This is a genomic window from Pseudomonas sp. THAF187a, assembly GCF_009363395.1.
Taxonomy (GTDB): Bacteria; Pseudomonadota; Gammaproteobacteria; order Pseudomonadales; family Pseudomonadaceae; genus Aquipseudomonas; species Aquipseudomonas khazarica.
Map to the genome: position 1 here is coordinate 3,916,349 of NZ_CP045349.1, position 25,777 is coordinate 3,942,125.

The 25,777-nt window shown below is 65.4% G+C and carries 24 protein-coding genes; 14 read left to right on the top strand and 10 right to left on the bottom strand.

Translation table 11 applies throughout. The annotated features are described in order from the left end of the window. The first annotated feature begins 23 nt into the window (after nt 1-23). Nucleotides 24-578, top strand: a complete 555-nt coding sequence (locus FIV02_RS18160) for an NUDIX hydrolase (protein WP_037049459.1) — start codon at nt 24-26, stop codon at nt 576-578. A gap of 18 nt (nt 579-596) precedes the next feature. After that, a complete protein-coding gene (locus tag FIV02_RS18165; RefSeq protein ID WP_037049461.1) occupies nt 597-1,100 on the top strand; it encodes a murein L,D-transpeptidase family protein in 504 nt (167 codons plus the stop codon). A gap of 36 nt (nt 1,101-1,136) precedes the next feature. Here FIV02_RS18165 and FIV02_RS18170 read toward each other — a convergent pair whose 3' ends face one another. The 3 genes from FIV02_RS18170 to purL all read right to left on the bottom strand — a co-directional run bounded on the left by FIV02_RS18170 (nt 1,137) and on the right by purL (nt 5,918). Continuing rightward, nucleotides 1,137-1,454, bottom strand: coding sequence for a YqfO family protein (locus FIV02_RS18170; RefSeq protein WP_047589958.1), 318 nt, complete (start codon nt 1,452-1,454; stop codon nt 1,137-1,139). A 155-nt stretch (nt 1,455-1,609) separates the two neighbouring features. Further along, complete coding sequence (locus FIV02_RS18175) at nt 1,610-1,879, bottom strand: CDGSH iron-sulfur domain-containing protein (RefSeq protein ID WP_152489403.1); 270 nt, start codon at nt 1,877-1,879, stop codon at nt 1,610-1,612. A gap of 142 nt (nt 1,880-2,021) precedes the next feature. Next, on the bottom strand, nt 2,022-5,918 hold the full coding sequence (purL, locus tag FIV02_RS18180) for a phosphoribosylformylglycinamidine synthase (RefSeq protein ID WP_152489404.1): 3,897 nt from the start codon (nt 5,916-5,918) through the stop codon (nt 2,022-2,024). Between the two features lie 167 nt (nt 5,919-6,085). On the opposite strand from purL, the gene mltF reads away from it, so the two are divergent. Continuing rightward, nucleotides 6,086-7,552 carry a membrane-bound lytic murein transglycosylase MltF gene (gene mltF / locus FIV02_RS18185; protein WP_152489405.1) on the top strand — a complete coding sequence of 489 codons (1,467 nt, stop codon included), beginning with the start codon at nt 6,086-6,088 and terminating at the stop codon, nt 7,550-7,552. A gap of 4 nt (nt 7,553-7,556) precedes the next feature. Here the strand turns inward: mltF and FIV02_RS18190 are convergent, their stop codons facing one another. From FIV02_RS18190 to FIV02_RS18200, 3 genes are read right to left on the bottom strand one after another with little or no spacing between them, the layout of a single operon-like run. Beyond that, nucleotides 7,557-8,024: a hypothetical protein gene (locus FIV02_RS18190; RefSeq protein WP_080757066.1), complete on the bottom strand. Its 468-nt coding sequence runs from the start codon at nt 8,022-8,024 to the stop codon at nt 7,557-7,559. A 21-nt stretch (nt 8,025-8,045) separates the two neighbouring features. Next, nucleotides 8,046-8,522: a tRNA adenosine(34) deaminase TadA gene (gene tadA, locus FIV02_RS18195; protein ID WP_152489406.1), complete on the bottom strand. Its 477-nt coding sequence runs from the start codon at nt 8,520-8,522 to the stop codon at nt 8,046-8,048. 56 nt (nt 8,523-8,578) lie between these two features. After that, nucleotides 8,579-9,952 carry a multicopper oxidase family protein gene (locus tag FIV02_RS18200; RefSeq protein ID WP_152489407.1) on the bottom strand — a complete coding sequence of 458 codons (1,374 nt, stop codon included), beginning with the start codon at nt 9,950-9,952 and terminating at the stop codon, nt 8,579-8,581. A gap of 180 nt (nt 9,953-10,132) precedes the next feature. Between FIV02_RS18200 and FIV02_RS18205 the strand changes: the two genes are divergently transcribed. Together FIV02_RS18205 and FIV02_RS18210 are read left to right on the top strand one after the other, a co-directional pair. Next, entirely contained in the window at nt 10,133-10,603 is a 471-nt protein-coding gene (locus FIV02_RS18205) for a hypothetical protein (RefSeq protein WP_152489408.1), read from the top strand. A gap of 2 nt (nt 10,604-10,605) precedes the next feature. Then, nucleotides 10,606-11,121, top strand: coding sequence for a hypothetical protein (locus tag FIV02_RS18210; protein WP_152489409.1), 516 nt, complete (start codon nt 10,606-10,608; stop codon nt 11,119-11,121). Between the two features lie 58 nt (nt 11,122-11,179). Here the strand turns inward: FIV02_RS18210 and guaA are convergent, their stop codons facing one another. After that, on the bottom strand, nt 11,180-12,757 hold the full coding sequence (gene guaA, locus FIV02_RS18215; protein ID WP_152489410.1) for a glutamine-hydrolyzing GMP synthase: 1,578 nt from the start codon (nt 12,755-12,757) through the stop codon (nt 11,180-11,182). Between the two features lie 75 nt (nt 12,758-12,832). Then, a complete protein-coding gene (guaB, locus tag FIV02_RS18220) occupies nt 12,833-14,302 on the bottom strand; it encodes an IMP dehydrogenase (RefSeq protein WP_037049532.1) in 1,470 nt (489 codons plus the stop codon). A gap of 145 nt (nt 14,303-14,447) precedes the next feature. On the opposite strand from guaB, the gene FIV02_RS18225 reads away from it, so the two are divergent. Continuing rightward, nucleotides 14,448-16,565 carry a TonB-dependent siderophore receptor gene (locus tag FIV02_RS18225; RefSeq protein WP_152489411.1) on the top strand — a complete coding sequence of 706 codons (2,118 nt, stop codon included), beginning with the start codon at nt 14,448-14,450 and terminating at the stop codon, nt 16,563-16,565. A gap of 53 nt (nt 16,566-16,618) precedes the next feature. Here the strand turns inward: FIV02_RS18225 and FIV02_RS18230 are convergent, their stop codons facing one another. Then, the gene (locus FIV02_RS18230) at nt 16,619-17,173 is read right to left on the bottom strand and encodes a sugar ABC transporter ATPase (protein ID WP_152489412.1); all 555 of its coding nucleotides are present in this window, start codon (nt 17,171-17,173) and stop codon (nt 16,619-16,621) included. Between the two features lie 55 nt (nt 17,174-17,228). Then, nucleotides 17,229-17,684 (bottom strand): multidrug/biocide efflux PACE transporter, encoded by a 456-nt coding sequence (locus FIV02_RS18235; RefSeq protein WP_152489413.1) that lies wholly within the window; start codon nt 17,682-17,684, stop codon nt 17,229-17,231. A gap of 88 nt (nt 17,685-17,772) precedes the next feature. Here FIV02_RS18235 and FIV02_RS18240 point away from each other — a divergent pair, with 88 nt between their 5' ends. The 8 genes from FIV02_RS18240 to FIV02_RS18275 all read left to right on the top strand — a co-directional run bounded on the left by FIV02_RS18240 (nt 17,773) and on the right by FIV02_RS18275 (nt 25,723). Continuing rightward, nucleotides 17,773-18,651: a LysR family transcriptional regulator gene (locus tag FIV02_RS18240; protein WP_152489414.1), complete on the top strand. Its 879-nt coding sequence runs from the start codon at nt 17,773-17,775 to the stop codon at nt 18,649-18,651. Between the two features lie 43 nt (nt 18,652-18,694). Continuing rightward, nucleotides 18,695-20,074 carry an exodeoxyribonuclease VII large subunit gene (xseA, locus tag FIV02_RS18245; protein ID WP_152489415.1) on the top strand — a complete coding sequence of 460 codons (1,380 nt, stop codon included), beginning with the start codon at nt 18,695-18,697 and terminating at the stop codon, nt 20,072-20,074. An 8-nt stretch (nt 20,075-20,082) separates the two neighbouring features. Further along, a complete protein-coding gene (locus FIV02_RS18250; RefSeq protein WP_037049545.1) occupies nt 20,083-21,021 on the top strand; it encodes a LysR family transcriptional regulator in 939 nt (312 codons plus the stop codon). 155 nt (nt 21,022-21,176) lie between these two features. Next, on the top strand, nt 21,177-22,217 hold the full coding sequence (gene dctP, locus FIV02_RS18255) for a TRAP transporter substrate-binding protein DctP (protein ID WP_152489416.1): 1,041 nt from the start codon (nt 21,177-21,179) through the stop codon (nt 22,215-22,217). A 61-nt stretch (nt 22,218-22,278) separates the two neighbouring features. Then, nucleotides 22,279-22,758, top strand: a complete 480-nt coding sequence (locus FIV02_RS18260; protein ID WP_152489417.1) for a TRAP transporter small permease — start codon at nt 22,279-22,281, stop codon at nt 22,756-22,758. Then, nucleotides 22,755-24,035 carry a TRAP transporter large permease gene (locus tag FIV02_RS18265; protein ID WP_080757016.1) on the top strand — a complete coding sequence of 427 codons (1,281 nt, stop codon included), beginning with the start codon at nt 22,755-22,757 and terminating at the stop codon, nt 24,033-24,035. The genes FIV02_RS18260 and FIV02_RS18265 overlap by 4 nt, the downstream gene beginning before the upstream one ends. 4 nt (nt 24,036-24,039) lie before the next feature. Continuing rightward, a complete protein-coding gene (locus FIV02_RS18270; RefSeq protein ID WP_037049555.1) occupies nt 24,040-24,804 on the top strand; it encodes a M15 family metallopeptidase in 765 nt (254 codons plus the stop codon). Between the two features lie 76 nt (nt 24,805-24,880). Continuing rightward, a complete protein-coding gene (locus FIV02_RS18275; RefSeq protein ID WP_152489418.1) occupies nt 24,881-25,723 on the top strand; it encodes a peptidoglycan DD-metalloendopeptidase family protein in 843 nt (280 codons plus the stop codon). The last annotated feature ends 54 nt before the right edge of the window (nt 25,724-25,777 follow it).

A 25,777-nucleotide genomic window follows, 5' to 3' on the forward strand; every position in this document is an offset into this window, starting at 1 on the left:
AACGCCATGAACGAGGATCAGGCATGAAATTCTGCAGCCAGTGCGGCAACCCGGTCACCCGCATGATCCCAGCGGGCGACAACCGCATGCGCCACGTGTGCAGCCAGTGCACCACCGTGCATTACGAGAACCCGCGCATCGTCGCGGGCTGCCTGCCGGTGTGGGGCGAGCAGGTCCTGCTGTGCCGGCGCGCCATCGAGCCGCGCCGTGGCTACTGGACCCTGCCGGCCGGTTTCATGGAGAACGGCGAGACCATCGAACAGGCCGCGGCCCGCGAGACCCTGGAAGAGGCCTGCGCACGGGTACGCGACCTCAGTCTCTATACCCTCTTCGACCTGCCGCACATCAGCCAGGTGTACATGATGTTTCGCGCGGAGCTGGTCGACCTCGACTTCGCCGTGGGCGAGGAAAGCCTGGAGGTGCGCCTGTTCGACGAAGCGCAGATCCCCTGGTCAGAGCTGGCTTTCCCCACCATAGGCCGTACCTTAGAATGCTTCTTCGCCGACCGTCGGCAGAATCTCTTTCCGGTACGCAACGAACCCCTCGAAGCGCTGCGCGCCCACTACACACCCCGTTGACCCTTGCGGACGATCCCGATGCGCTGGTTGCTGCCCCTGCTTTGCCTGACCCTCAGCCTCAATGCCTTCGCCAGCACCACGCCGGCGAGCGGCACGCGCACCGTCGACAAGGTGCTCATCCTCAAGTCTGAGCGCCAGCTGCACCTGCAGCAGCGCGGCGAGACCATCAGGTCCTACCGCATCTCCCTGGGCAAGCAACCCACCGGCGCCAAGCAGCGCGAGGGCGACCTGCGTACGCCGGAGGGCTTCTACTGGATCGACTGGCGCAAGCCGAGCGACAAGTACCAGTTGTCGCTGCACATCTCCTACCCCAATGCCCGTGACCTGGCACACGCGAAGAACGCCGGTGTGCCACCGGGCGGCATGATCATGATCCACGGCACGCCGCTGGACGAGGAGTACCCCGAGTGGTTCTTCCACACCCTCGACTGGACCGAGGGCTGCATCGCCATGAAGAACGACGACATGCGCGAGGTGTGGAGCCTGGTCAAGGACGGGACGCTGATCGAGATTCGCCCCTGAGGTCACGCCACGAAAAAGGCGCCATCGGCGCCTTTCTCAGAACTGCAGATCGGACAGTCGCCAGACGTCGAAGGCCGGCGTCTCGTACGGGTGGTGTTTTTTCAGGGCCTTGACCGCATCGTGGATCAGCTCGTCCGCGACGACCATCTCCACCTTCCACTCGGCAACCTGTTCGATCTCGCCGACCTGCCCCAGGAACGGCTGACTGCCCTCCAGAGCGCGAAACTGGCCCTGGCCGAGTACCTGCCAGCAGCAACTGTCATAGAGGCCGATACGCCCGCCCCCGGCAGCGAACACCGCTTTTTTCACCGGCTCCAGATGGGCTTCCGGCACGTAGAAACACAGTTTGTACATCAAGTTCTCCGCAGATGGGCAACCGAACAGCAGACAAGTCATGACGCCAATATAGTGTCATTTCGCCATGACTTTGTCTTGCGGTCGCCCGCACAAATCCGCCCGAGGCGGGAAACGATTCGCTGCGTTCGACTCGAATGATCGGCGCGACGTTCTCAGCTGCCGGCGAAAAAACGCCGCCACTTGTCGGCCAGGCCGGGGGCCGGTGGGCTGTGGCTGCCATCGCAATGAGGCATGCTCCGTGAGCGTCCGCAGCGGCAGAGCAACAGCCGCTGCTCGCGCTCGGGACGCAGGATCAGGGATTGCGGGCAACCGGCGTGGCAGTCCGGCAACTGCGCAGACTGGCCGCAGCGGCACAGGCGATGGGCTTCACCGGGACTGACCAGGCGAACTTCGGGGAGAATGGGGAGAGGATCATCGGCCATGCACAAGGCCTGCGTAGTCGGATGAAATCCAGGGAAGGTATGCCACAGGTTTTCCCGGATTGCACCCGGGCTACGAACGCCGGAACCGGCCCCTCTCCCAATAACGGGAGAGGGGCGGCAGAGGGCCGCTACGCGGCCGCTGTCAGTCCACCCAGACGCGGGCGTTGCGGAACATGCGCATCCAGCCGCCGTCTTCCTGCCACTCATCCGGGCGCCAGGAGTTCTGCACGGCGCGGAACACCCGCTCCGGGTGCGGCATCATGATGGTCACGCGGCCGTCACGGCTGGTCAGGCCGGTGATGCCACGCGGCGAACCGTTGGGGTTGGCCGGGTAGGCTTCGGTGACCTTGCCATGGTTGTCGACGTAACGCAGGGCCACGGTGCCGGACAGGTCGGCCTCCAGCAGCGCCTCTTCGCTCTCGAACTCGGCATGACCCTCGCCGTGGGCGATGGCGATCGGCATGCGCGAACCGGCCATGCCCTGCAGGAAGATCGACGCCGACTCCTGCACCTGGACCATGGCCACGCGCGCCTCGAACTGCTCGGAGCGGTTGCGCACGAAGTGCGGCCAGAACTCGGTGCCCGGAATCAGCTCGTGCAGGTTGCTCATCATCTGGCAGCCGTTGCACACGCCGAGGGCGAAGCTGTCGCGACGCTCGAAGAAGCCCTGGAAGGCATCGCGGGCGCGGGCATTGAACAGCACCGACTTGGCCCAGCCCTCACCGGCGCCGAGCACGTCACCGTAGGAGAAGCCACCGCAGGCCACCAGGCCCTTGAACTCTTCCAGGCTGACACGACCGGCGAGGATATCGCTCATGTGCACGTCGATGGCCGAGAAACCGGCGCGGTCGAACGCGGCGGCCATTTCCACCTGGCCGTTGACGCCCTGCTCGCGCAGGATCGCCACTTGCGGACGCACGCCCTTCTTGATGTAGGGCGCGGCGATGTCCTGGTTGACGTCGAAGCCGAGCTTGACCGACAGACCGGGGTTGTCTTCTTCCAGCAGCAGGTCGAATTCCTGGTCGGCACCCTGGGCGTTGTCGCGCAGGCGCTGGATGCGATAGCTGGTTTCCGCCCACTGACGCTGCAGCAGACGACGCTCGCCGGCGAACACCGACTCGCCGTTGAAGCTGATGTTGACGTCGCCGTTGTTCACCGCCTGGCCGATCACCGCCACGCAGTCATCCAGGCCTGCGGCGCTGAACTGCGCCAGCACTTCAGGGGTGGCATCCTGGCGCACCTGGATCACCGCGCCCAGCTCTTCGTTGAACAGCACCGCCGGCAGCTCGGAGGCATCGCCCGCCAGTGCGTCGAGGTTCAGCGACAGCCCGCAATGACCGGCGAAGGCCATTTCCAGCACGGTGGTCAGCAGGCCGCCGTCGGAGCGATCGTGGTAGGCCAGCAGGTGGCCGTCGGCGTTCAGGCCCTGGATCACGGCGAAGAAGGCCTTGAGGTCTTCGGCGTCGTCGAGGTCCGGTGCCTGCTGGCCGATCTGCGCATAGACCTGCGCCAGGATCGACGCACCCATGCGGTTCTGGCCACGGCCCAGATCGATCAGGATCAGATCGGTTTCACCCTTGTCCATGCGCAGTTGCGGGGTCAGGGTCTGGCGGATGTCCTGCACCGGCGCGAAGCCGGAGATGACCAGCGACAGCGGCGCGGTGACGCTCTTGTCGACGCCCTCGTCCTGCCAGCGGGTCTTCATCGACATGGAGTCCTTGCCCACCGGGATGGTGATACCCAGTGCCGGGCACAGTTCCATGCCGACGGCCTTGACGGTGTCGTACAGACGCGCGTCTTCACCCGGGTGGCCGGCAGCGGCCATCCAGTTGGCCGACAGTTTGATGTCGGACAGCTTGCCGATTCGCGCAGCCGCCAGGTTGGTGATGGTTTCACCGACCGCCATACGCCCGGAAGCCGGGGCATCGAGCAGTGCCAGCGGCGTGCGCTCGCCCATCGCCATGGCTTCACCGGTGTAGACGTCGAAGCTGGTGGCGGTGACGGCGCAATCGGCCACCGGCACCTGCCACGGGCCGACCATCTGGTCGCGCGCGACGAGGCCAGTGATGCTGCGGTCGCCGATGGTGATCAGGAAGCTCTTGCTGGCCACGGCCGGGTGGCGCAGCACGCGCTCGATGGCATCATCGATGGCCACTGCGCTGGCGGCGAAGTCGTCGCCCTGCTCGGCTTCACGCTGCACGCTGCGGTGCATGCGCGGCGGCTTGCCCAGCAGCACTTCCAGCGGCATGTCCACCGGGGTGTTGCTGAAATGGCTGTCGGTCACGGTCAGGTGCGGTTCGGCCGTGGCCTCGCCGACCACGGCGAACGGGCAGCGCTCGCGTTCGCAGATGGCTTGGAAGCGCTCGAAGTCGGCAGCATCCACGCTCATCACGTAGCGTTCCTGCGACTCGTTGCACCAGATCTCGTGCGGGGCCATGCCCGGCTCGTCGTTGGGCACCTTGCGCAGCTCGAAGCGACCGCCACGGCCGCCATCGTTGATCAGCTCCGGCAGGGCGTTGGAGATACCACCGGCGCCGACGTCGTGGATGAACTTGATCGGGTTGGCTTCGCCCAGCTGCCAGCAGCGGTCGATGACCTCCTGGCAGCGGCGTTCCATTTCCGGGTTCTCGCGCTGCACCGAGGCGAAGTCCAGGTCGGCCGAGCTGGCGCCAGTGGCCATCGACGACGCGGCGCCACCACCCAGACCGATGAGCATGGCCGGGCCACCGAGCACGATCAGTTTGGCCCCGACCGAAATCTCGCCCTTCTGTACGTGGTTCTCACGGATGTTGCCCAGGCCGCCGGCGAGCATGATCGGCTTGTGGTAGCCGCGTACCTCCTCGCCACGCGGGCTGCTGACCGCCTGCTCGAAGGTACGGAAGTAGCCGTTGAGCGCCGGACGACCGAATTCGTTGTTGAACGCGGCGCCGCCGAGCGGGCCTTCGATCATGATGTCCAGCGCGCTGACGATGCGCTCGGGCTTGCCGTACGGCTTTTCCCAGGGCTGGAGGAAATCGGGGATGTTCAGGTTGGACACCGAGAAACCGGTCAGGCCCGCCTTGGGCTTGGCGCCACGACCGGTCGCGCCTTCGTCGCGGATCTCGCCACCGGAGCCGGTGGAGGCACCAGGGAACGGCGCGATGGCGGTCGGGTGGTTGTGCGTCTCCACCTTCATCAGGATGTGCACCGGCTCCTGCACCGCGCCGTACTGGCGGCTTTCCGGGTTGGGGAAGAAGCGCCCGGCGCTGAAGCCCTCGATGACCGAGGCGTTGTCCTTGTAGGCGGACAGCACGCCGTCGCTGTGCATCTGGTAGGTGTTCTTGATCATGCCGAACAGCGACTTGTCCTGGCTCTCGCCGTCGATGTCCCAGCTGGCATTGAAGATCTTGTGGCGGCAGTGCTCGGAGTTGGCCTGGGCGAACATCATCAGTTCGATGTCGTGCGGGTTGCGCCCCAGCTCGTTGAAGCTCTTGACCAGGTAGTCGATCTCGTCCTCGGCCAGTGCCAGACCGAGGTCCTGGTTGGCCTGCTCCAGCGCCGCACGGCCACCACCGAGGATGTCCACGGCGGTCAGCGGCTTGGGCTGGGCATGACTGAACAGAGCCGCCGCGTCCTCGAGGGTGCTCAGCACCAGCTGGGTCATGCGGTCATGCAGCAGCGCGGCGACGGCAGCGCTGTCGGCCTCGCTCAGTTCACCGCTGACGTAATAGGCGATGCCGCGCTCCAGGCGCTGGATCTTGGCCAGGCCACAGTTGCGGGCGATATCGCTGGCCTTGCTCGACCAGGGCGAGATGGTGCCGAAACGCGGAATGGTCAGGAACAACTTGCCGCTGGGCTCCTGCACCGCAACGCTCGGGCCGTACTTGAGCAGGCGCGCCAGCACCTGTTCTTCATCGGTGTTGAGTACGCCAGTGACATCGGCGAAATGCGCGAACTCGGCGTACAGCCCGGTCACGGCCGGCACCTTGCTGGTCAGTTGCTCGAGCAATTTGCCATGGCGGAAAGCGGAAAGGGCGGGAGCGCCGCGCAGGATCAACATCGTCGGTACAGCCTCTGGAGAAGGGGTGTGCTTAGAGGCCGTGCATTCTAGCCTAAAGCCGCGTTCACAGCACCCGTGCCGGGCGCTTTCGAGACGGGCGATCGCTAGCAGAGAAGCGCGTCGCTGTCGAGATATGGCAGCGACGATGCTTTGCGTATACTGCGCCGATGTTTGCACGACCTGCGATACGCATGCGTTGCGCCACAGGGCTGTTGGCGATTGGAACCCTCCTGATGCTCACTGGCTGTGGCGAAGAACCCAAGCCCAGCGTACTCGAGCAGGTAAAGGCGGAGGGTGAGCTGCGCGTGGTCACTCGTAACAGCCCCGCCACCTACTTCCAGGACCGCAACGGCGCTACCGGTTTCGAATACGAACTGGCCAAGCGTTTCGCCGCCGACCTCGGCCTCGAACTGAAGATCGAGACGGCAGACAATCTCGACAGCCTGTTCTCCAGCCTCGCCCGCCCCGACGGCCCGGTGATGGCGGCAGCCGGCCTGGTGGATACGCCGCAGCGTCAGCGCCAGGCACGCTTCTCCATCCCTTATCTGGAGGTCACGCCGCAGGTCATCTACCGCAACGGCGAGTCTCGCCCGACCAAGCCGGAAGACCTGGTCGGCAAGCGTATCCTGGTGCTGGCCGGCAGTAGCCATGCCGAGCAGCTGGAAGCCCTGAAACAGCAGTTCCCCGAACTCAAGTTCGAAGTCTCCGACGCCGTCGAGGTGGTCGACCTGCTGCGCATGGTCGACGAAGGGCAGATCGACCTGACCCTGGTCGACTCCAACGAGCTGGCGATGAACCAGGTGTATTTCCCCAACGTACGCGTCGCGTTCGACCTGGACGACACCAACACCATGCGCTGGGCCGTGGCCGCCGGCGACGACGAGAGCCTGTTGCTGGAGATCGACGCCTTCCTCGAGCGCGCCCAGGCCAACGGCACCCTGCAGCGCCTGAAGGAACGCTACTACGGCCATGTCGACGTGCTCGGCTACGTGGGCGCCTACACCTTCGCCCAGCACCTGCAGAAACGCCTGCCGCGCTACGAGAAGATGTTCCGCCAGGCCGGCCAGGCCAACCAGATCGACTGGCGCCTGCTGGCCGCGATGGGCTACCAGGAATCGCTGTGGCAACCCAATGCCACCTCCAAGACCGGCGTGCGCGGCCTGATGATGCTCACCCAGCGCACCGCGCAGTCGGTAGGCGTCTCCAACCGGCTCGACCCCAAGCAGAGCATCGATGGCGGCGCCCGCTACTTCATCCAGGTTCATCAGCAACTGCCGGAAGGCATCGCCGAGCCGGACCGCACCTGGTTCGCCCTGGCAGCCTACAACGTCGGCGGCGGTCACCTGGAAGATGCGCGCAAGCTGACCGAAGCCGAAGGCCTGGACCCGAACAAGTGGGCCGATGTGCAGAAGATCCTGCCGCGCCTGGCGCAGAAGCAGTGGTACAGCAAGACGCGCTACGGCTATGCCCGTGGCGGTGAGCCGGTGCACTTCGTGCGCAACATCCGCCGCTATTACGACATCCTCACCTGGGTGACCCAGCCGCAGCTGGAAGGCACGCAGGTCGCCGAGAGTGGCGTCCATGTGCCGGGCATCGACAAACGCAAGCCCGAAGAAGAAACCCCGCCGCTGTAAGCCCTTACAGCAGGTTCTGGTTGCCCACCGAGCAGCGACTGATCGCTCGCTGTGCCTGTGACAGCCCCTTCAGACGCGTGGCGCACTGAGCCTGGCTCGACATGCGCTCGACCTGCAGATTGGCCTGCTCGTCGATGCTGATCAGGTAGGGCTGGTTGTAGCGCGCCCGGTCGTTCCAGCCACTGAAGCGCTGGGCACTGAACACGCAACGGTAATCCAGGTGGCCGGTGAAGCCCTGGAAACGGTCACGCATGAAGATATGGTGATAACGCTGCCAGTCGCGGTCACGCTGACCGACTCGCACGGCCTCCTGGCAATCCTCGAGCGTGGTGATCTGCGGCTCGTGCAGGAAGATGCTCTGCGCCAGATTGGAGCCGCCCAACTGCACCGTGGCCAGCAGGTACACCTCCTGCTCCTCGGCCGCCACCGGCAACGCCAACAGTGCCAGCAGACCCAATATCCCTTTGTTCATGATGATGTCCTTTGACGATGCTCAGCCACGCCGAGCCTTGAAGAATTGTTTCAGCAGCGCCCCGCTCTCGTCGGCCAGCAGACCGCCCTCAACCAGTACGCGATGATTGAGAAAGCCCTGGTCGAAGAACTGCCCCTGACTGATCGCCACCCCTGCACGCGGCTCGCTGGCGGCGAATACCACCCGCGCGATCCGGGCGTGCACGATCAGACCGGCGCACATACTGCAGGGCTCCAGCGTGACGTACAAGGTGCTGCCCGGCAGCCGATAGTTCTGCACCGACAGCGCGGCAGCACGGATTGCCACCATCTCGGCATGGGCACTGGGGTCGTGGCGCAGGATCGGGCAGTTGTAGCCCTGCCCCACCACCTCGCCGTCCTGCACCAGCACCGCACCGACCGGCACCTCGCCCTGTTCCGCGCCCAGGCGTGCCTGGTCGAGCGCCAGGCGCATGAAGTGCTCGTCGTGCGAGCGGTCGATGATCTGCGGTCGTTTCATTGCATCAATCCGTAGGGTGGCCGGCCACCGAGGCCGGCCTGAAAACGGCGCCCACCCTACACCACTTCGATGGCCGCCATCAGCCCCGTTTCCATATGGTCGATCACATGGCAATGGAACATCCATACCCCGGGGTTATCGGCGACGAAGGCGATGCGCGCCGTCTCGTTCTTGCCCAGCAGATAGGTATCGGTGAAGTACGGCACGATCTTGCGCCGGTCGGAACCCAGCACCTTGAACGTCATGCCGTGCAGGTGGATCGGGTGCTGGTACTGCGCCATGTTGCGCAGCACGAAGATGTAGTGACCATCCTTCTTCAGCGTGGCGATGGGCCGGTCGGCACAGGTCTTGTCGTTGATGTCCCAGGCCTGGCCGTTGATCTGCCAGTACTTGTAGCGCCCGGCCGCTTCGTCGGCCGGCGATGCCAGGGCGGCCGCCCACTCGAAGTTGAAGCGCAGGGTCTCGGCACGCGCCAGGTCAGGCTCGGCGATGGGGTTGGCCGGCAGCGCCGGTGGCCAGTCGCCCGCTGCCTCCGTGCTGGCGACACCCTCGAGGGTCGCCAGACGCAATGGCCCATTGCGCAGCGACAGCGTCTCGCCGGCGGCCGGCACCCTGAGCGCCAGGTCGATGCGCATGCCCGGACCGAGCCAGTACTCCTTGCCCAATGGCCGGGGCTGCACGGGGTTGCCGTCCAGGGCATAGATACGCGCCTCACCACCCGGCAGGTTGAGGCGGTAGGTGACGGTGTTGTCGAGGTTGATCAGGCGCAGACGCACCACCTGCCCCGCCGGCAGCTCCAGCGTCGGGTTGGGCGTGCCGTTGATGGTCGTCAGCCGTCCACGGGTGCCTTCACGCGCCGCCTGGCGCGGCACCATGAACGGCGTGAACGCGCCCTGCTCATCGATATGCCAGGTCTTCAGGCTCAGCGTGCGCTCATGGCGAAAGCCGGTCGGCTCGCGCTCCTCGACGATCAGCGGCCCGACCAGGCCGCGCCCCAGTTGCTCGGCGCTGGTGGTATGCGGGTGATACCAGAAGCTGCCGGCGTCGTGGCAGATGAAGTCGTAGTCGAAGTACTCGCCCGGCAACACCGGCGCCTGCGAGACATAGGGCACGCCATCCATTTCCAGCGGCAGCCTGATGCCATGCCAGTGGATGGTGCTCTGCTGCTCCAGCTTGTTGATGAAGCGCACCCGCAGCCGCTCGCCCTGGCGGCACCGCAGCTCCAGCCCAGGCGCCTGACCACCGTACCCCCAGGCCGGCGTCACATGCCCCGGCACCAGCTCCATATCGACCGGCGCAGCGATCAGCTCGTAATCATGGGTCGCGACGTTCTCCGGACGCCCCAGCCAGTAGCGCACGCCGCCAGCGCCAAGGCCGACCACACCGAGACCGGCCAGGCCGGCGAGCACTTGTCTGCGAGTAAACGACATCTTCATCCTCGGCAATCTGTGAGCAGACTCAATTGCGGTATCTTCTCATTTTCATGCAGTGGCAGACGAGCATCTGCAAAGACAAATTGCCGCGGCCGCCATTGAGAGGCAACGCCAGGAAAGGAACACACTTAGCGAGATAGAATCGCCCGGTAATCTCAGGAAAACGCTCCCCCGGACATGGACAGTTTCTTTTTCGACGCCCCCTTGGCGATCATGCTCGCCGCAATGACGCCCCTGATCCTGCTCGCGTGGATCGGGCTCATGGCCGCATTCGGCGAAGTGATCTGGTCTGACTGCTACCGACTAAGCCGCGCGCATGAAATCGTTAAAGCAGCGATCATCGATCAGAAGCTTGTCAAAGCCCGCATCAGCGCTGGCAAAGCCACAATGGTCAGCTTCAAGTATGTCTATCGCCTGCGCTACGAGTACGAACAACGCACCTACGAAGTGGAGCATCTGGTACTCGATAACGATCATGTGGAACTCAACCCGCAAGCAGGGACCATTCTGCTCTACGTTCCCAAGGCAAACCCGGCCAATGCCACTCCCGAGTCCCCAAGCGCCGCCTCCCCTATCGCCGCAATGGCATTGATGTTCATGGGATATGCGGTCTGGGCAGCCGCACCGGCACTGCTGACAGGCTTCTGAGCATGATCGTGGTCTTCGTCATACTCGGCGGCCTGCTGTGGTTGATCAGTTTGCTGCTGCTCGCCTTCTCCGCTTGGGCCTTTTACAAACTCGCGCGACTGCTCTGGGCAAAGATCCTTAGCGCGTTGCTGCGTCCAGGCACAGCGCAAATCACAGCCTATGAAATTTCCACACCCGATCCCGATAACCAAGACGCTCAGGATAGCCGCCCGCAAATCCGCCTCGAACTGGATTGCGAGCGCCATGGACAGCACTTTCAGATATCTCTGGGGCCGCTGACCTGCGAGGAGCTGTTCCCCGCACTGGACCTACCTGCACACCACGTCGCCTGCTGGCTGAGTGAAGAGGATTGGCAACAACTGCTGGATAAACGATGGATCACGATCGCCTGCGACTGGCGCCAGCACAAAGCGATACTCACCAGCCAGATTCGCAAGGACAGACGCCTGCTCCTTGTCAGTTTTCTGAGCCTGAGCCTGTTCGCACTCATCGTCACGCTGTCTCTACTGCAACACTGAAAGCATGCAGCCATGAAAAAACCGGCCTAAGCCGGTTTCCTCATGCAACGCTGCGGGATCACTCCCACTCGATGGTCGCTGGCGGTTTGCTCGACACGTCGTAGGTGACGCGGGAGATGCCCTCGATCTCGTTGATGATGCGGCCGCTGACGGTCTCCAGCAGCTCGTAGGGCAGGTGCGCCCAGCGAGCGGTCATGAAGTCCACGGTTTCCACGGCGCGCAGGGCGACGACCCAGGCGTAGCGACGGCCGTCACCGACCACGCCGACCGATTTCACCGGCTGGAACACCACGAACGCCTGGCTGGTCTTGTGGTACCAGTCGGCCTTGCGCAGCTCTTCGATGAAGATGTGGTCGGCACGACGCAGCAGGTCGGCGTACTCCTTCTTCACTTCACCGAGGATGCGCACGCCCAGGCCCGGGCCCGGGAACGGGTGGCGGTAGACCATGTCGTAGGGCAGGCCCAGTTCCAGGCCGATCTTGCGCACTTCGTCCTTGAACAGTTCACGTAGCGGCTCGACCAGCTTGAGGTTCATTTCCTCCGGCAGGCCACCGACGTTGTGGTGGCTCTTGATCACGTGGGCCTTGCCGCTCTTGGCGCCAGCCGACTCGATCACGTCCGGGTAGATGGTGCCCTGGGCGAGGAAGCGGATGTTGTCCAGCTTGCTGGCCTCGGCATCGAACACGTCGATGAAGGTGCGGCCGATGATCTTGCGCTTCTTCTCCGGCTCGGCTTCGCCGGCCAGGTTGCCGAGGAACTGCTCTTCGGCGTTGGCGCGGATCACCTTGACGCCCATGTTCTCGGCGAACATGGCCATCACCTGGTCGCCTTCGTGCAGGCGCAGCAGGCCGTTGTCGACGAACACGCAGGTCAGCTGGTCGCCGATGGCCTTGTGCAGCAGCGCGGCGACCACCGAGGAGTCCACGCCGCCGGACAGGCCGAGCAGGACGTTGGCATCGCCAACCTGGGCGCGTACTGCAGCAACGGCGTCATCGACGATGTTGGCCGGGGTCCACAGGGCTTCGCAGCCGCTGATCTCCAGGACGAAGCGCGACAGGATGCGACCACCCTGCTTGGTGTGGGTCACTTCCGGGTGGAACTGCACGCCGTAGTAGTGGCGGGCGTCGTCGCACATGGCGGCGATCGGGCAGCTCGGGGTGGCAGCCAGTACGTGGAAGCCTTCCGGCAGGCGGGTGACCTTGTCACCGTGGCTCATCCACACATCCAGACCGAGCACGCCGTCGGCGTCGACATGGTCTTCGATGCCGGTGAGCAGCTCGCTCTTGCCGACCACGTCGACACGGGCGTAGCCGAATTCGCGCAGGTCGGAGCCTTCCACCTTGCCACCGAGCTGCTCGGCCATGGTCTGCATGCCGTAGCAGATGCCCAGCACCGGCACATTCAGGTCGAACACCGCCTGCGGTGCACGCGGGCTGTTGGCTTCGTGCACCGACTCCGGACCACCGGCGAGAATGATGCCGCGCGGGGCGAAGGCGCGGATGTCCTCGTCGCTCATGTCCCAGGGGTGCAGTTCGCAATAGACGCCGATCTCGCGCACGCGACGGGCGATCAGTTGGGTGTACTGGGAACCGAAGTCCAGAATCAGGATGCGGTGGGCGTGAATGTCTTGGGCCATGGCCGTCTCTCGTAGGTATTCACAAATGACACGGGGCTGATCGAACAGCCCCGTTATTCATAACATTGCAGCGGATCAACCAACCCGGTAGTTCGGGGCTTCCTTGGTGATCTGCACGTCGTGGACATGCGATTCGGCCATGCCGGCGCCCGTGATGCGCACGAACTCTGGCTTGGTGCGCATTTCCTCGACGGTGGCGCAGCCGGTGTAGCCCATGGATGCACGCAGGCCACCCATCAGCTGGTGAACGATGGCAGCCATGGCGCCCTTGTAGGGTACGCGGCCTTCGATGCCTTCCGGCACCAGCTTCTCGGCACCGGCCGAGGAGTCCTGGAAGTAGCGGTCGCTCGAACCTTGCGCCTGTGCCATGGCACCCAGCGAACCCATGCCACGGTAAGCCTTGTAGGAACGGCCCTGGAACAGTTCGACTTCGCCCGGCGCCTCTTCGGTACCGGCCAGCATGGAACCGATCATCACGGCGGAGGCGCCAGCGACGATGGCCTTGGACAGGTCACCGGAGAAGCGGATGCCACCATCGGCGACCAGCGGCACACCGGTACCGGCCAGGGCGGCAGCCACATTGGCCACGGCGGAAATCTGCGGGACGCCGACGCCGGCAACGATACGGGTGGTGCAGATCGAGCCTGGGCCGATACCGACCTTGACACCGTCGGCGCCCGCTTCGACCAGCGCCTTGGCAGCCGCGCCAGTGGCGATGTTGCCACCGATGACCTGGACTTCCGGGAAGTTCTGCTTGACCCAGCGTACGCGGTCGATCACGCCCTTGGAGTGACCGTGAGCGGTGTCGACGATGATCACGTCCACCCCGGCGTTGACCAGTGCAGCCACGCGATCACCGGTATCGGCACCGGTGCCGACGGCAGCACCGACACGCAGACGACCCTGGTCGTCCTTGCTGGCCAGCGGGTAGGCCTTGGCCTTCTCGATGTCCTTGACGGTCATCATGCCCTTGAGGGTGAAGGCGTCGTCGACGATCAGGACCTTCTCGATGCGGTGCTTGTGCAGCAGCTCACGCACGGTTTCCTTGTCGGCGCCTTCCTTGACGGTGACCAGGCGCTCTTTCGGCGTCATCACGTCACGTACCAGGGCATCCAGGCGATTCTCGAAGCGCACGTCGCGGGAGGTGACGATACCCACCAAGTCGCCGCCGGAGAGCACCGGTACACCCGAGATGTTGTTCTGGCGGGTCAGCTCGAACAGGTCGCGCACGGTGGCGTCAGCTTCGATGGTGATCGGGTCCTTGACCACGCCGGCCTCGAACTTCTTGACCTTGCGGACTTCCGCCGCCTGCTGCTCGATGGTCATGTTCTTGTGGATGATGCCGATGCCGCCTTCCTGGGCCATGGCGATGGCCAGGCGCGCTTCGGTGACGGTGTCCATGGCAGCGGACAGCAGCGGGATGTTCAGTTCGATGCCGCGGGTCAGGCGGGTCTTCAGGCTGACGTCCTTGGGCAGTACCTCGGAGTATCCGGGGATGAGCAGGACGTCGTCGAAAGTGAGTGCTTCTTGGCTGATGCGCAGCATGGGCGGGCTCCCGAGCGGGAAAATAAGAAGCGCGGCATTATACCCAGCCACCGCGATGCACTCAATGCAAAGTGTGACGCTAGGCAGCGATGGCAGAGAGATCATAAAATAATGATTCTCAAAAACATCCGCATCCGAGTAACAAATGAAACTCACCCGCCTATCCCGGTGCTGCCCGCGCGCAGCGCTGCTGAGCCTTTGCCTGCTCCCGACCTCCCAGCTGCTGGCGCAGGAACTGGAACTGCCCAGCCAGGACATCGTCGCCACCCCCGTCGTCGACGATGACGGTTACCAGGCCAGGCGCAGCAGCACGGCCAGCAAAACCTCCGTTGCACTCAAGGATGAGGCTCAATCGGTCCAGGTGGTGACACCGCAGACCATCGAAGACTTTCAGGTCCGCTCGCTGGACGACGCGATGAAGTTCGTCAGCGGTGTCAGCCAGAGCAACACCCTGGGCAGTACCAAGGATGCCTTCATCAAGCGCGGCTTCGGCACCAACTCCGACGGCTCGATCCTGCGTGACGGCATCCGCTCGAACCTGTCGAAGAACTTCACCGCTACCAGCGAACGGGTGGAGGTACTCAAGGGGCCTGCCGCACTGCTCTATGGCGCGATGGACCCGGGCGGGCTGATCAACGTCATCAGCAAGCTGCCGCAGTACCAGCAGCGCACGACCCTGAGCGGCTCCCTGTTCAGCGAGGGCGGCGGCTCGCTGTCGCTGGACACCACCGGCCCGCTGGGTGACAGCGGCCTGGCCTACCGCCTCATCACCGAGCGCCAGCACGAAGACTACTGGCGCAACTACGGTAGCCACGAGCAGGTGCTGATCGCCCCGTCGCTGACCTGGACCGGCGAGCGTGCCAGCCTGACGCTGGCGTACGAATACAACGATTACTCCGCACCGTTCGACCGGGGCACCGTGTTCAGCGACGGCCACCCTGCCGCTGACGACTACGCCAAGCGCCTGGATGAGCGCTGGGCCGAAACCCGGGGCATCGCCGAGAGCGCCCGCGCGGTATTCGAGTATCAGTTGAACGACGACTGGAAGACCCGTTTCACCCACGCCTGGAACAATGACACCTACGGCCTCTCCATCGCCCAGCCGGTGGCCAACTCGCTGAATGCCACGACCGGCACGTTCAGGCGCGTCGGCAACGGCGCGCACTACGACGATGAAACCCGCTACAGCAGCCTGGACTTCATCGGCCAGCAGCGCCTGTTCGGCCAGCGGCATGACCTGCTGATCGGTGTCGAGCACGAACTCAATGACCAGTACCGCGGCAAGACCTACCGCAACCTCGCCAGCATGCGGCGCGACATCAGCATCCACGACCCGGTCTACGGCAACCTGCCCGAACCCAGCGTGGTCAGCGCCACGCAGAGCAACCGTCGCAACGAGCTGACGTCGACCTCGCTCTACCTCAAGGACAACTGGCACCTCGACGAGCGCTGGATTCTGGTACTGGGCGGCCGCTATCAGCACTACGACCAGTACATCGCCCAGGGGCTGGGCGCCAGTCGCAGCGAGCTGTACAGCAAGAATGACCAGACCCTGATTCCCTTCACCGGGCTGGTCTACAAGGCCAGCGAGGCACTCTCGCTGTATGGCAACTACAGCCGTTCGTTCGTGCCCAACACCAGCGTCACCGACAGCGGCCAGACCTTCGACCCCGAAGAAGGACGCAGCTACGAAGTGGGCGCGAAATACGACCTGCGACCGGGCCTGAGCCTGAACCTGGCGCTGTTCGACATCGTCAAGGAGAACGTCGTGGTGGGCTCTGGCGATGACATCGAAGCCGCCGGCAAGGTCGGCTCGCGCGGCGTGGAGCTGGATCTCGCCGGGCAGATCGCCGAGCGCTGGGCGCTGATCGCCACCTACGCCTACACCCACACGGAAGTTCTCGACGACCCCGCCAACGAAGGCAACCGGCTCGCCCAGGCGCCACGCCACACCGGCAGCCTCTACCTGACCCACGAGCTGCCCATCGACGAACAGCTGGGCCATTGGCGCATCGGCGGCGGCGCTCGCTATGTCGGCGAACGCACCGGCGACAATGCCGACAGCTTCCGCCTCGACAGCTATACGCTGGCCGATGCGTTCATTCGCTGGGAGTATCCGCTGCTGGGCCAGCAGACCGCATTGCAGCTGAACCTGGACAACATCTTCGACAAGCACTACTACCCCTCCACCACGGGTAGCGAGCTCAACGTCAGCGTCGGCCAGCCACGCACCGCCCGCCTGTCGGCCAGCATCACCTTCTGAGGCGATGTGCCAGCAACGACCGCCGCTGGCTGGTGTCGCGGTCGCCGCCCGGCTCAGGCCGGGTCGTCGACCCGCACCTGGCGGAGGGCGAAGCCCAGGCGTTCGCCGAACTCCTCGACGAACGCCAGGCGCAGTCCGGCCTCCACCCAGCCGTTGAAGATGAAGCCCAGGTTGGAGAAGCCGCAGGGCTGCAGGAACAGGAAACCGTTGATGTCATCCTCATGCCCGCATTCCGGGCAGGTGAAATTGTCGGTTTCCCCTGGCCACCAGACCTCCAGACTGTCGAACAGCGGCACCCCCACCTCCCGCCGACACTCGGCACACCCCGCTTCTTCGAGAAAGCCGCGCGTCGGCACATAGATGCAGCGGTGGGTGATGATCTCCAGGCCATTGTGGGGCTGACCGTACGGCAACAGCTCGGGGCGCTCGGCGACCTGCCGCGCGCCCGGACCGATGGCATAGGCCATGCCGTTGCCGCCCTGGCCACAGGTGGTCGGCAGCGCCTCGACGATGCGCCGCTTGACCAACCAGCGCAGCAGCGCCCTCGCCTTCTGCTCATGCGCGGGAAGCGTGGATATCTGTGGAACGAGAACGAGTTGTGCGGTCATGAGGCTTGGGCTGGCAGCGAACAGAGGCGGCAGCTTAGGCCCTGCCGCGGGCAAATCAAGCCCCCCGGCAGATCGCCAGCTCGCGCCGGGCCAGGACCCGCTCCCGCAGCAGGTCGTAGCCCCAGTTGAAGCCCAGGGTATAGGGCAGGAAGAACAGCAGCAGGCCGATATCCAGCAGCAATGCCTGCAGCAGACCGATCGACAGCCACCAGGCAGCCAGCGGCACCAGCACCACCACCAGACCGAGTTCGAACAGCAAGGCGTGACTGACGCGCGCGCCCAGGCCGCGCGCGAAGCCCATGCGCCGCTGCGCACGGTCGAACAGGTAGTTGAACAGCATGTTCCAGAGCATGGCCACCGTGGAGAACATCAGCGTCAGCACGCCCAGATGCAGCAGCGGCTTACCCATCAGCCAGGCCAGGGTTGGCGCGCAGATGAGTACGGCGATGACTTCGAACGCCAGGGCATGGACGATGCGTTCGCGCAGGGTGCGTGGCAGTGGCTGGCTCATGACTGAAACCTCGTGACAGGAAGCGATGGGCGCTATGATCATCGGCAAACCTGCCATGACGAAGTGAGTTGCCATCGGCGAAACCGATATGAACATATCTCCCGAATCCCTTCAGGCCTTCGCCCAGGCCGCTCACAGTGGCTCACTAAGTGCGGCGGCACGGCGCCTGGGCAAGAGCCAGTCGACGATCAGCGAAGCCGTCGCTCGACTGGAAATCGACCTGGGCGTGGCGCTGTTCGAGCGCGGCCCTCGTCGCCTGCAGCTCACCGAGGCCGGCGCCAGCCTGCTGGCCCACGCCGACGAGGTGCTGGCGGCCGCAGACCGCCTGGCCCGCCACGCCGCCGGACTGGCCAGCGGTCAGGAAGCGCGCCTGACCCTGGCCCTCTCCGACGCCTACCAGCCGAAGCAGTACGAAGCCCGCCTGCAGGAACTGGACGAACGCTTTCCCGACCTGCAGTTCGAAAGCCTGATCGCCGAGCAGGCCGACGTGCTCGACCTGGTCAACCAGGGGCGGGCCCAGATCGGCCTGCTGGCGGCGCAGGATCGCTACCCGCCGCACATCGCCCATGCCCGCCTGGAGATGAGCAGCGAATTCGGCCTGTTCGTCGCCAGGGAGCACCCGCTGGCCGAGCGCTCGCATGTGCGCCCGGAAGACCTCTCGCACTGGCGCCTGCTGCGCCTGAGCAGCGTGGCCGACGACGACGCCAACCGCGATGACCTGCCCGGCAGCGGTGGACGCTGCTGGGCGGCACCGGATTACCTGATGCTGCTGGAGATGGCGCGCCTGGGCTTCGGCTGGGCCGAGCTGCCACGGCAACTGGTCGAGACCTATGGCTTCGATGCCCTGCATGAACTGCCCTGCAGCGGCTGGCCACGGCGCATGCCGGTCGATGCCATCTGGTCGCGCCAGCGCACGCTCGGGCCGGTTGCCGCGTGGTTGCTGCAGCGCCTGCAAGGCGGTACCTGACGGAGGTCGCGCCCGCTGCCCGCTGCGCTTATCATGCCGCCCCATGATCAACGATCCCTTTGCACGGCTGAACCTCGACCGCGAGGTGCTCAGCGTCAGTCAGCTCAACAACCGCGCCCGCCTGCTGCTGGAGGATGTGTTTTCCGGCATCTGGGTCGAGGGGGAAATCTCCAACCTGGCGCGCCCGGCGTCCGGGCACATCTACTTCACCCTGAAGGATGGCCAGGCCCAGGTGCGTTGCGCGCTGTTCCGGCAGAACGCCGCACGGGTGCGCCAGGCGCTGCGCGACGGGCTGGCGGTGAAGGTCCGTGGCAAGGTGTCGCTGTTCGAGGGCCGGGGTGACTACCAGCTGATTCTCGATGCCGTCGAACCCGCCGGCGATGGCGCCCTGCGCCTGGCCTTCGAAGCGCTGAAGGAAAAACTCGGCGCCGAGGGGCTGTTCGCCAGCACCGGCAAGATCGCCCTGCCCGCCCATCCGAGGCGCATCGGCATCGTCACCTCGCCGACCGGCGCGGTGATCCGCGACATCATCAGCGTGTTCCGCCGCCGTGCGCCGCAGGTCGAACTGAACCTGATCCCCACCGCCGTCCAGGGGCGCGAGGCCACCGCGCAGATCGTCCGTGCCCTGCAACGAGCCGACGCGCTGGGCTTCGACGCACTGATCCTGGCCCGTGGCGGTGGCTCGCTGGAAGACCTCTGGTGCTTCAACGAAGAGGCCGTGGCCCGCGCCGTGGCGGCCTGCAGCACGCCCATCGTCAGCGCCGTGGGCCATGAGACGGACGTTTCCATCGCCGACTTCGTCGCCGACGTGCGTGCCCCGACGCCCTCCGCTGCCGCCGAACTGCTGGCTCCGGACAGCAGCGAACTGCTGCAGCGTCTGCACAACCTGCAACGTCGCCTGGTCCTGCACATGCAGGGTCGCCTGGCCCGCGAGCGCCTGCGCCTGGACGGCGTGAGCAAGCGCCTGCGCCACCCCGGCGAGCGTTTGCGCCAGCAGGCGCAGCGCCTGGATGACCTGGACATGCGCCTGCGCCGCGCCTTCAACCAGCAGCTGGCCAGCCAGCGCGAGCGCCTGGCCCGTCTCGACGCCCGCCTCGCGGCCCAGCATCCGGGACGCAGTCTGGCCCTGCTGCGCCAGCGCCTCGACGGCCTGGCCGAACGCCTGCCACGCGCCATGCAGGGTCAGCTGCGCAACCAGCGCCAGCGCCTCGGCGCGCTGGCCGGGCAACTGCAGATCGTCAGCCCGCTGGCCACCCTTGGTCGCGGCTACAGCATCCTCCTCGACGAACGCGGTCAGGCCGTGCGCAGCGCCGCCCAGACGCAGCCGGGCCAGCGCCTCAAGGCACGCCTGAGCGAGGGCGAACTGGACGTACGCGTCGAAGACAACCACATCCAACCCGCGACCCTGTCGCTGCTGGACTGAGCCCGCCGATGTCCCGCCTGAACCCGCGCGCCCTGGCCTACCTCAACGAGGTCATCCACTTTCGCTCGCTGCGCAAGGCCGCGCAGCACCTGAACGTCGACCCCTCGGCCATCAGCCGCCAGCTCAGCGCACTGGAGGAAGAGCTGCAGATCCGTCTGCTGGAACGCACCTCGCAAGGCGTCAGCCCGACCGAGGCCGGTGACATGCTGGTCGCCCACTACCGCCAGCAGCGGGCCAACGAACAGGGCGTGCTGTCGCGCCTGAGCGACCTTCAGGGCCTGCGCCAGGGCAGCGTACGTATCGCGGTCGGCGAGGGTTTCATCACCGACCTGATCGCCCAGCCGCTGCAGAGCTTCATCCTGCGCTACCCCGGCATCGACCTGGAGGTGCGCATGGCCGGCGCCAACGAGGCGCTCGGCCTGCTCAAGGAAGATGCCGTGGATCTGGCGCTGGTCTATGCCCCTGTCGAGGACGAGGCGCTGCAGGTTCACGTCGACACGCGCCAGCCACTGGACCTGATCACCCCGCCGCACCATCCACTGCTCGAACACCCGGGGCCGATCCCCATGACCGCCCTGCGCGGCGAGGCCCTGGCGCTGATCCATAGCAGCACGGGCATGGGCCAGCTGGCGGTGATGGTCGCCCAGCTGGAACACGTCGAACTGCGCCCGAAGCTGCGCACCAACTCGGTGGCGGTGCTCACCAACTTCGTCAAATCCGGCATCGGCGTGGCCTTCATGCCCGAGCTGACGGTCAGCGACGAACTCAAGGCCGGCAGCATCCGCCGTCTGCCCCTGGCCAACCTGGCCCTGCACGATGCCCGCGCGCGCATCCTCAGCCACAAGGGCCGCGAACTCACGGTTGCCGGGCAGGCCTGTCTGCAACACCTGCGCCAGAGCATGCGCTTCTTCAGCGGCGACGCGCCGAGCCTGTCGCGCACACGCTGAGCCGAGCCCGCTCGCGTTGCATTTTTTGCATCACAAGCCTTCTTGAACAGTCAACACAACAACAGCTAGCGTACCGCTGCTGACGCGCTCTAGGTTCGAACAACAACAGCATCCGCGCGGCTTTCCCACCATCGTTCTGCCATAAGGAAAACAATATGCAATCGACTCTGTTCGGTCAGTTCGGCCGCCGTTTCTGTGCGGCGCTGCTGGTCAGTGCCATGGGCCTGGGCGCATCGCTGAGCCAGGCCGCTACCAGCATCAACATGAGCTACAACGGCGCGGCCGACCTGGAAAAGAACCCGGTGCACCTGTTCGCCAGCAACTTCAAGCGCCTGGTGGAGCAGAAGAGTGACGGCGAGCTGCAGATCAAGCTCTACCCCAACAGCATGCTCGGTGAAGAAGAGCAGCGCATGGAGCAGGTCATCAGCGGCCCGGGGCTGAACATCGCCTCCTTCGCCGGCATCGCCCCACTGTTCCCGGAGATCTACGTCAGCGCCATCCCCTTCATGTTCGAGGACGCCAAGGCCGCCCACCGCTTCTTCGACGACGGCCGCTACTGGCAGGCCGCGCGGGAGGAGTTCCGCTCGCGTACCGGCACCGAGATGCTGGCGGTGGTCGAGGAAGGTGGCTTTCTCAACTTCACCAACAACAAGAAGCCGATCAAGTCGCCACAGGACTTCCAGGGCCTGCGCTTTCGCGCGATGGACCCCAGCCAGGTAGCGCTCTACGAATCGTTCGGCGCTTCCGGCACGCCGATCCCCTGGACCGAGCTGTACATGGGCCTGCGCTCGGGCGTGGCCGACGGCCAGATGAACCCCACCTCGTACATCATCCTCGGCAGCCTGTACCAGGTGCAGAAGTACCTGACCCTGGCCAACATCCAGTACTCCGACCAGTTCCTGGTGGCCAACGCCGAGCTGCTCGAATCGCTGCCGGCCGAAGCGCGCCAGGCTCTGCTCGATGCCGCCCGCGAGGCCACGCTGCTCAACCGCGAAGCCATCGCCACCCAGCAGGAGAAGGAGCTGGCATTTCTGCAGGACAAGGGCATGCAGATCATCCGCCCCTCCGCCGAGGACCTGCAGGCCTTCCGCAGCCAGGGCCAGCCGGCCTATCTGAAGTGGCTGGGTGAGCAGGACATCGATGCGCAATGGGTCGAAACAGCCCTGCAGGATGTCGGTCTGAAGCCCGCCCAATAGTCCCCGCCTGACCCATAGCGCCCTGACTGACAGGGCGCTGCTTCTCTTGCCCGGAGTCCTTATGTCCTCCTTTATCGAGCGCCTGCGCGCCATGGTGCTCAACCTGGGTGCGGCGCTGCTGTTGCTGGACCTGTTGCTACTCATCTACGGGGTGTTCGCCCGCTACCTGATCGGCAGCTCGCCGATCTGGATGGACGAAATGGCCCGCTACCTGATCATCGGCAGTGTGATGCTGCTGCTCGGCGCACTGTGGAGCGAGGGCGGGCACATGCGCATCAACCTGCTCGAACAGCGCCTGCCGGCACGCCTGGCGCGCTGGCTGCAGCTGTACCAGTGGCTGGCGGCCTGCGCCTTCTTCACGTTCGCCACCTGGGTCAGCCTGCGCTATGCACTCGAGGCCGGACGCTTTCGCAGCCTGGGCCTGGGCATCAGCCGCACGTGGCCACTGCTGGCGCTGCCGCTGGGCTTTGGCCTGCTGGTGCTGATGGTGCTGCTGCGCGGCCCCTGGCCGAACTCGCAACAGGTGGAGGTGCAGCCATGATGGGTCTGGCCATGCTGCTGACCTTCGCCGTCAACCTGGTGCTGGGTCTGCCGCTGTTTTTCTGCCTGCTGCTCACCGCGATGGTCGGCTTCCTGTTCGTCGACATCGGGCTGTTCGTCAACATCCTGCCGCAGCGCTTCTTCGGCGGCATGGACATTTTTTCGCTGATGGCCATCCCGCTGTTCATCCTGGCCGGCAACCTGATGAACAACTCGGGCATGACCCCGCGCCTGATCCGCCTGGCCAATGCCATGGTCGGCCACCTGCGCGGCGGCCTCGGCCACGTCAACGTGGTCGCCGGCGTGTTCTTCGCCGGGGTCAACGGCTCGGCCGCCGCCGACGCCTCGGCTCTCAGCTCGCTACTGGTGCCGGCCATGGAAAAAGAAGGCTACTCACGCAAGTTCGCCGCAGGCCTGACTGCCGGCAGCTCGCTGATCGGCCCGATCATTCCGCCAAGCATCTTCATGATCCTGTACTCGTCGCTGACCAATACCTCGATCGGCGAACTGTTCCTGGCCGGCGTGGTGCCCGGCTTGCTGCTGGCGCTGGCGTTCATGGGCATGAACGCCCTGTATGCGCGCAAGGCCGGGCTGCAGGCGCGGCACCAGGCTCCGAGCTGGGGCGAGGTGCTGGCTGCGTTTTCCGGCGCAGCCACCGCACTGGTCGCTCCGGTGCTGATCGTCGCCGGCATCGTCATGGGCCTGGTCACGCCAACCGAATCAGGCGCGCTGATCGTGCTCTACGTGGCCGTGATCGGCATGCTGCAGGGACAGCTGTCGCTGCGCGGATTGTGGGATGGGCTGCGCGACACCGTGCGCCTGACCGGCAGCATCTACGCGATCATCGCAGCGGCCTCGGTGGTCAACTGGCTGCTCAATTACACCCAGGTGGCGGCGGCGTTCGCCGAACTGCTGGGGCCGTTCAGCGACTCGCCAACGCTGATCCTGCTGGTGATCAGCGCGATCATCTTCATCTGCGGCATGGTCATGGAAGAGGTCTCGGTGCTGATGCTGCTGACGCCCATCATCGTCCCGGTGGCGCTAGCGGCCGGCGTCGACCCGGTGCACCTGGGGCTGATCTTCACCCTGAACATCACCATCGCGATGATCACGCCGCCCATGGGCGCCTGCCTGTTCATCGTCGCCGCCGTCAGCAAGCTGAACATCATGGAGATGTTCAAGGGTATCTGGCCATTCGTGCTGACCGCCCTGGGCGTACTCTACCTGCTGATCCTGTTCCCCTCGCTGACCCTCTGGTTGCCGCGCCTGCTGAGCTGATGCCATGACCGACCTGACCACCCCCATCCCCTACCGAGCAGAACCCGACTGGCAGGCGGTCGCAGCGATCCCCATCGTCGAGTGCGATGAGCCGCTGCACCCGCTGAGCCTGAGCCGCACGCTGCGCGTGTACCCGGCATACGCCCGCATGGGCGTGTGCCACGCCATGGCTGAATGCCACTCGCGCAGCGCGGTGTTCGAACGCCTGCTGCAAGTGGCCAAGAGCCTGCCGGCAGGCCTGCACCTGGTGGTGCTCGACGCCTGGCGTCCGTTCGCCGTGCAGCAATACCTCTACGACAGCCTCTACGACGCGCTCAAAGAGTACTACCCCGACGCTGACGAGGCGCACCTCGAGCATCTGACGCGCCAGTTCGTCTCGCCGCCCAACAGCAGCCGTGGCAATCCCAGCCCGCATCTGACCGGTGGCGCCGTCGATGTCACCCTGTGCGACGATGACGGCCACTGGCTGGACATGGGCACCGCCTTCGACGAGGCCAGCCCGCGCTCGGCCAGCGCCCACTTCGAAGGCCCCGACGGTGAAGCGGCGGGCCAGCAGGTACGCGCCAACCGGCGCACGCTGTACAACGCCATGCTCGCCCAGGGCTTCAGCAACCTGCCCAGCGAGTGGTGGCACTACGACTACGGCGACCAGCTGTGGGCCTGGCACCAGGGCGAGCCTCAGGCGCTGTACGGCCCCGTGCAGCTGCAGACCCTCGACAGCCTCTGGCGCCAGCAGCTCGAACAGCAACTCGGCCTGAACGGCCGCTGAGGCGCTGCCACAGGCTTTTCCGATGCCGGCATTTACGCCAGCATAGGCGCCCCTGCCCTCGCCCGGACCGCCTCGCATGCCCCGTCCCCTGCCACTGCTCGCCACATTCCTGCTGCTCGCACTGAGCCTCGCCGCGCCGGCCCACGCCGAGGGTTTCATCACCCGCCTGCTGAACAAGCCGGTACCCGGCGGCGTGGCCGTGCTCGATCTGGGTGGCCAGGCCCAGGCGCCGAAGGTTCGCTACCAGGGCAAGCCGGTGCTGACCATTCGTGAGGACGGGCAGCGCTGGATCGCCATCGTCGGCATCCCGCTGAGCGTCAAGCCGGGCACGCAACAGGTGCAGATCGAGGGAGGCCAGTCGCTCGCCTTCGAAGTCGGCGCGAAGCACTACACCGAGCAGCGCATCACCCTCAAGAATCAGCAGCAGGTCAACCCCAACGCCAAGAACCTTGCCCGTATCGAGCGCGAGCTGGCCGAACAGACCCGCGCCTACCGCCAGTTCAGCGCCCGCCAGCCGAGCAACCTGCTGTTCGACAAACCCGTCGACGGCCCGCTCTCCAGCCCCTTCGGCCTGCGCCGCTTCTTCAATGGCGAGGAACGCAACCCGCATTCGGGCCTGGACTTCGCCGCCAGCCGTGGCACCTCGATCAAGGCGCCGGCTGCCGGCAAGGTGATCCTGATCGGCGACTACTTCTTCAATGGCAGGACGGTATTCCTCGACCATGGCCAGGGCCTGATCAGCATGTTCTGCCACCTGTCGGCGATCGACGTGAAACTCGGCGACGAGATCCCTCGCGGCGGTCACCTCGGCAAGGTCGGCGCCACCGGGCGCGCCACCGGCCCGCACCTGCACTGGAACGTCAGCCTCAACGATGCACGGGTCGACCCGGCAATCTTCATCGGCGCGTTCAAACCCTGAACTGGACGCAGCCTGCAACACCTGAGCGCTGGGTTGGCGCGCCGATTTTTGCTA

Excerpts from the sequence above, each read along its gene's own strand:
- FIV02_RS18160 (WP_037049459.1), top strand. The coding sequence starts at position 24 with ATGAAATTCTGCAGCCAGTGCGGCAACCCGGTCACCCGCATGATCCCA.
- FIV02_RS18165 (WP_037049461.1), top strand. The coding sequence starts at position 597 with ATGCGCTGGTTGCTGCCCCTGCTTTGCCTGACCCTCAGCCTCAATGCC.
- FIV02_RS18170 (WP_047589958.1), bottom strand. The coding sequence starts at position 1,454 with ATGTACAAACTGTGTTTCTACGTGCCGGAAGCCCATCTGGAGCCGGTG.
- FIV02_RS18175 (WP_152489403.1), bottom strand. The coding sequence starts at position 1,879 with ATGGCCGATGATCCTCTCCCCATTCTCCCCGAAGTTCGCCTGGTCAGT.
- purL (WP_152489404.1), bottom strand. The coding sequence starts at position 5,918 with ATGTTGATCCTGCGCGGCGCTCCCGCCCTTTCCGCTTTCCGCCATGGC.
- mltF (WP_152489405.1), top strand. The coding sequence starts at position 6,086 with ATGTTTGCACGACCTGCGATACGCATGCGTTGCGCCACAGGGCTGTTG.
- FIV02_RS18190 (WP_080757066.1), bottom strand. The coding sequence starts at position 8,024 with ATGAACAAAGGGATATTGGGTCTGCTGGCACTGTTGGCGTTGCCGGTG.
- tadA (WP_152489406.1), bottom strand. The coding sequence starts at position 8,522 with ATGAAACGACCGCAGATCATCGACCGCTCGCACGACGAGCACTTCATG.
- FIV02_RS18200 (WP_152489407.1), bottom strand. The coding sequence starts at position 9,952 with ATGTCGTTTACTCGCAGACAAGTGCTCGCCGGCCTGGCCGGTCTCGGT.
- FIV02_RS18205 (WP_152489408.1), top strand. The coding sequence starts at position 10,133 with ATGGACAGTTTCTTTTTCGACGCCCCCTTGGCGATCATGCTCGCCGCA.
- FIV02_RS18210 (WP_152489409.1), top strand. The coding sequence starts at position 10,606 with ATGATCGTGGTCTTCGTCATACTCGGCGGCCTGCTGTGGTTGATCAGT.
- guaA (WP_152489410.1), bottom strand. The coding sequence starts at position 12,757 with ATGGCCCAAGACATTCACGCCCACCGCATCCTGATTCTGGACTTCGGT.
- guaB (WP_037049532.1), bottom strand. The coding sequence starts at position 14,302 with ATGCTGCGCATCAGCCAAGAAGCACTCACTTTCGACGACGTCCTGCTC.
- FIV02_RS18225 (WP_152489411.1), top strand. The coding sequence starts at position 14,448 with ATGAAACTCACCCGCCTATCCCGGTGCTGCCCGCGCGCAGCGCTGCTG.
- FIV02_RS18230 (WP_152489412.1), bottom strand. The coding sequence starts at position 17,173 with ATGACCGCACAACTCGTTCTCGTTCCACAGATATCCACGCTTCCCGCG.
- FIV02_RS18235 (WP_152489413.1), bottom strand. The coding sequence starts at position 17,684 with ATGAGCCAGCCACTGCCACGCACCCTGCGCGAACGCATCGTCCATGCC.
- FIV02_RS18240 (WP_152489414.1), top strand. The coding sequence starts at position 17,773 with ATGAACATATCTCCCGAATCCCTTCAGGCCTTCGCCCAGGCCGCTCAC.
- xseA (WP_152489415.1), top strand. The coding sequence starts at position 18,695 with ATGATCAACGATCCCTTTGCACGGCTGAACCTCGACCGCGAGGTGCTC.
- FIV02_RS18250 (WP_037049545.1), top strand. The coding sequence starts at position 20,083 with ATGTCCCGCCTGAACCCGCGCGCCCTGGCCTACCTCAACGAGGTCATC.
- dctP (WP_152489416.1), top strand. The coding sequence starts at position 21,177 with ATGCAATCGACTCTGTTCGGTCAGTTCGGCCGCCGTTTCTGTGCGGCG.
- FIV02_RS18260 (WP_152489417.1), top strand. The coding sequence starts at position 22,279 with ATGTCCTCCTTTATCGAGCGCCTGCGCGCCATGGTGCTCAACCTGGGT.
- FIV02_RS18265 (WP_080757016.1), top strand. The coding sequence starts at position 22,755 with ATGATGGGTCTGGCCATGCTGCTGACCTTCGCCGTCAACCTGGTGCTG.
- FIV02_RS18270 (WP_037049555.1), top strand. The coding sequence starts at position 24,040 with ATGACCGACCTGACCACCCCCATCCCCTACCGAGCAGAACCCGACTGG.
- FIV02_RS18275 (WP_152489418.1), top strand. The coding sequence starts at position 24,881 with ATGCCCCGTCCCCTGCCACTGCTCGCCACATTCCTGCTGCTCGCACTG.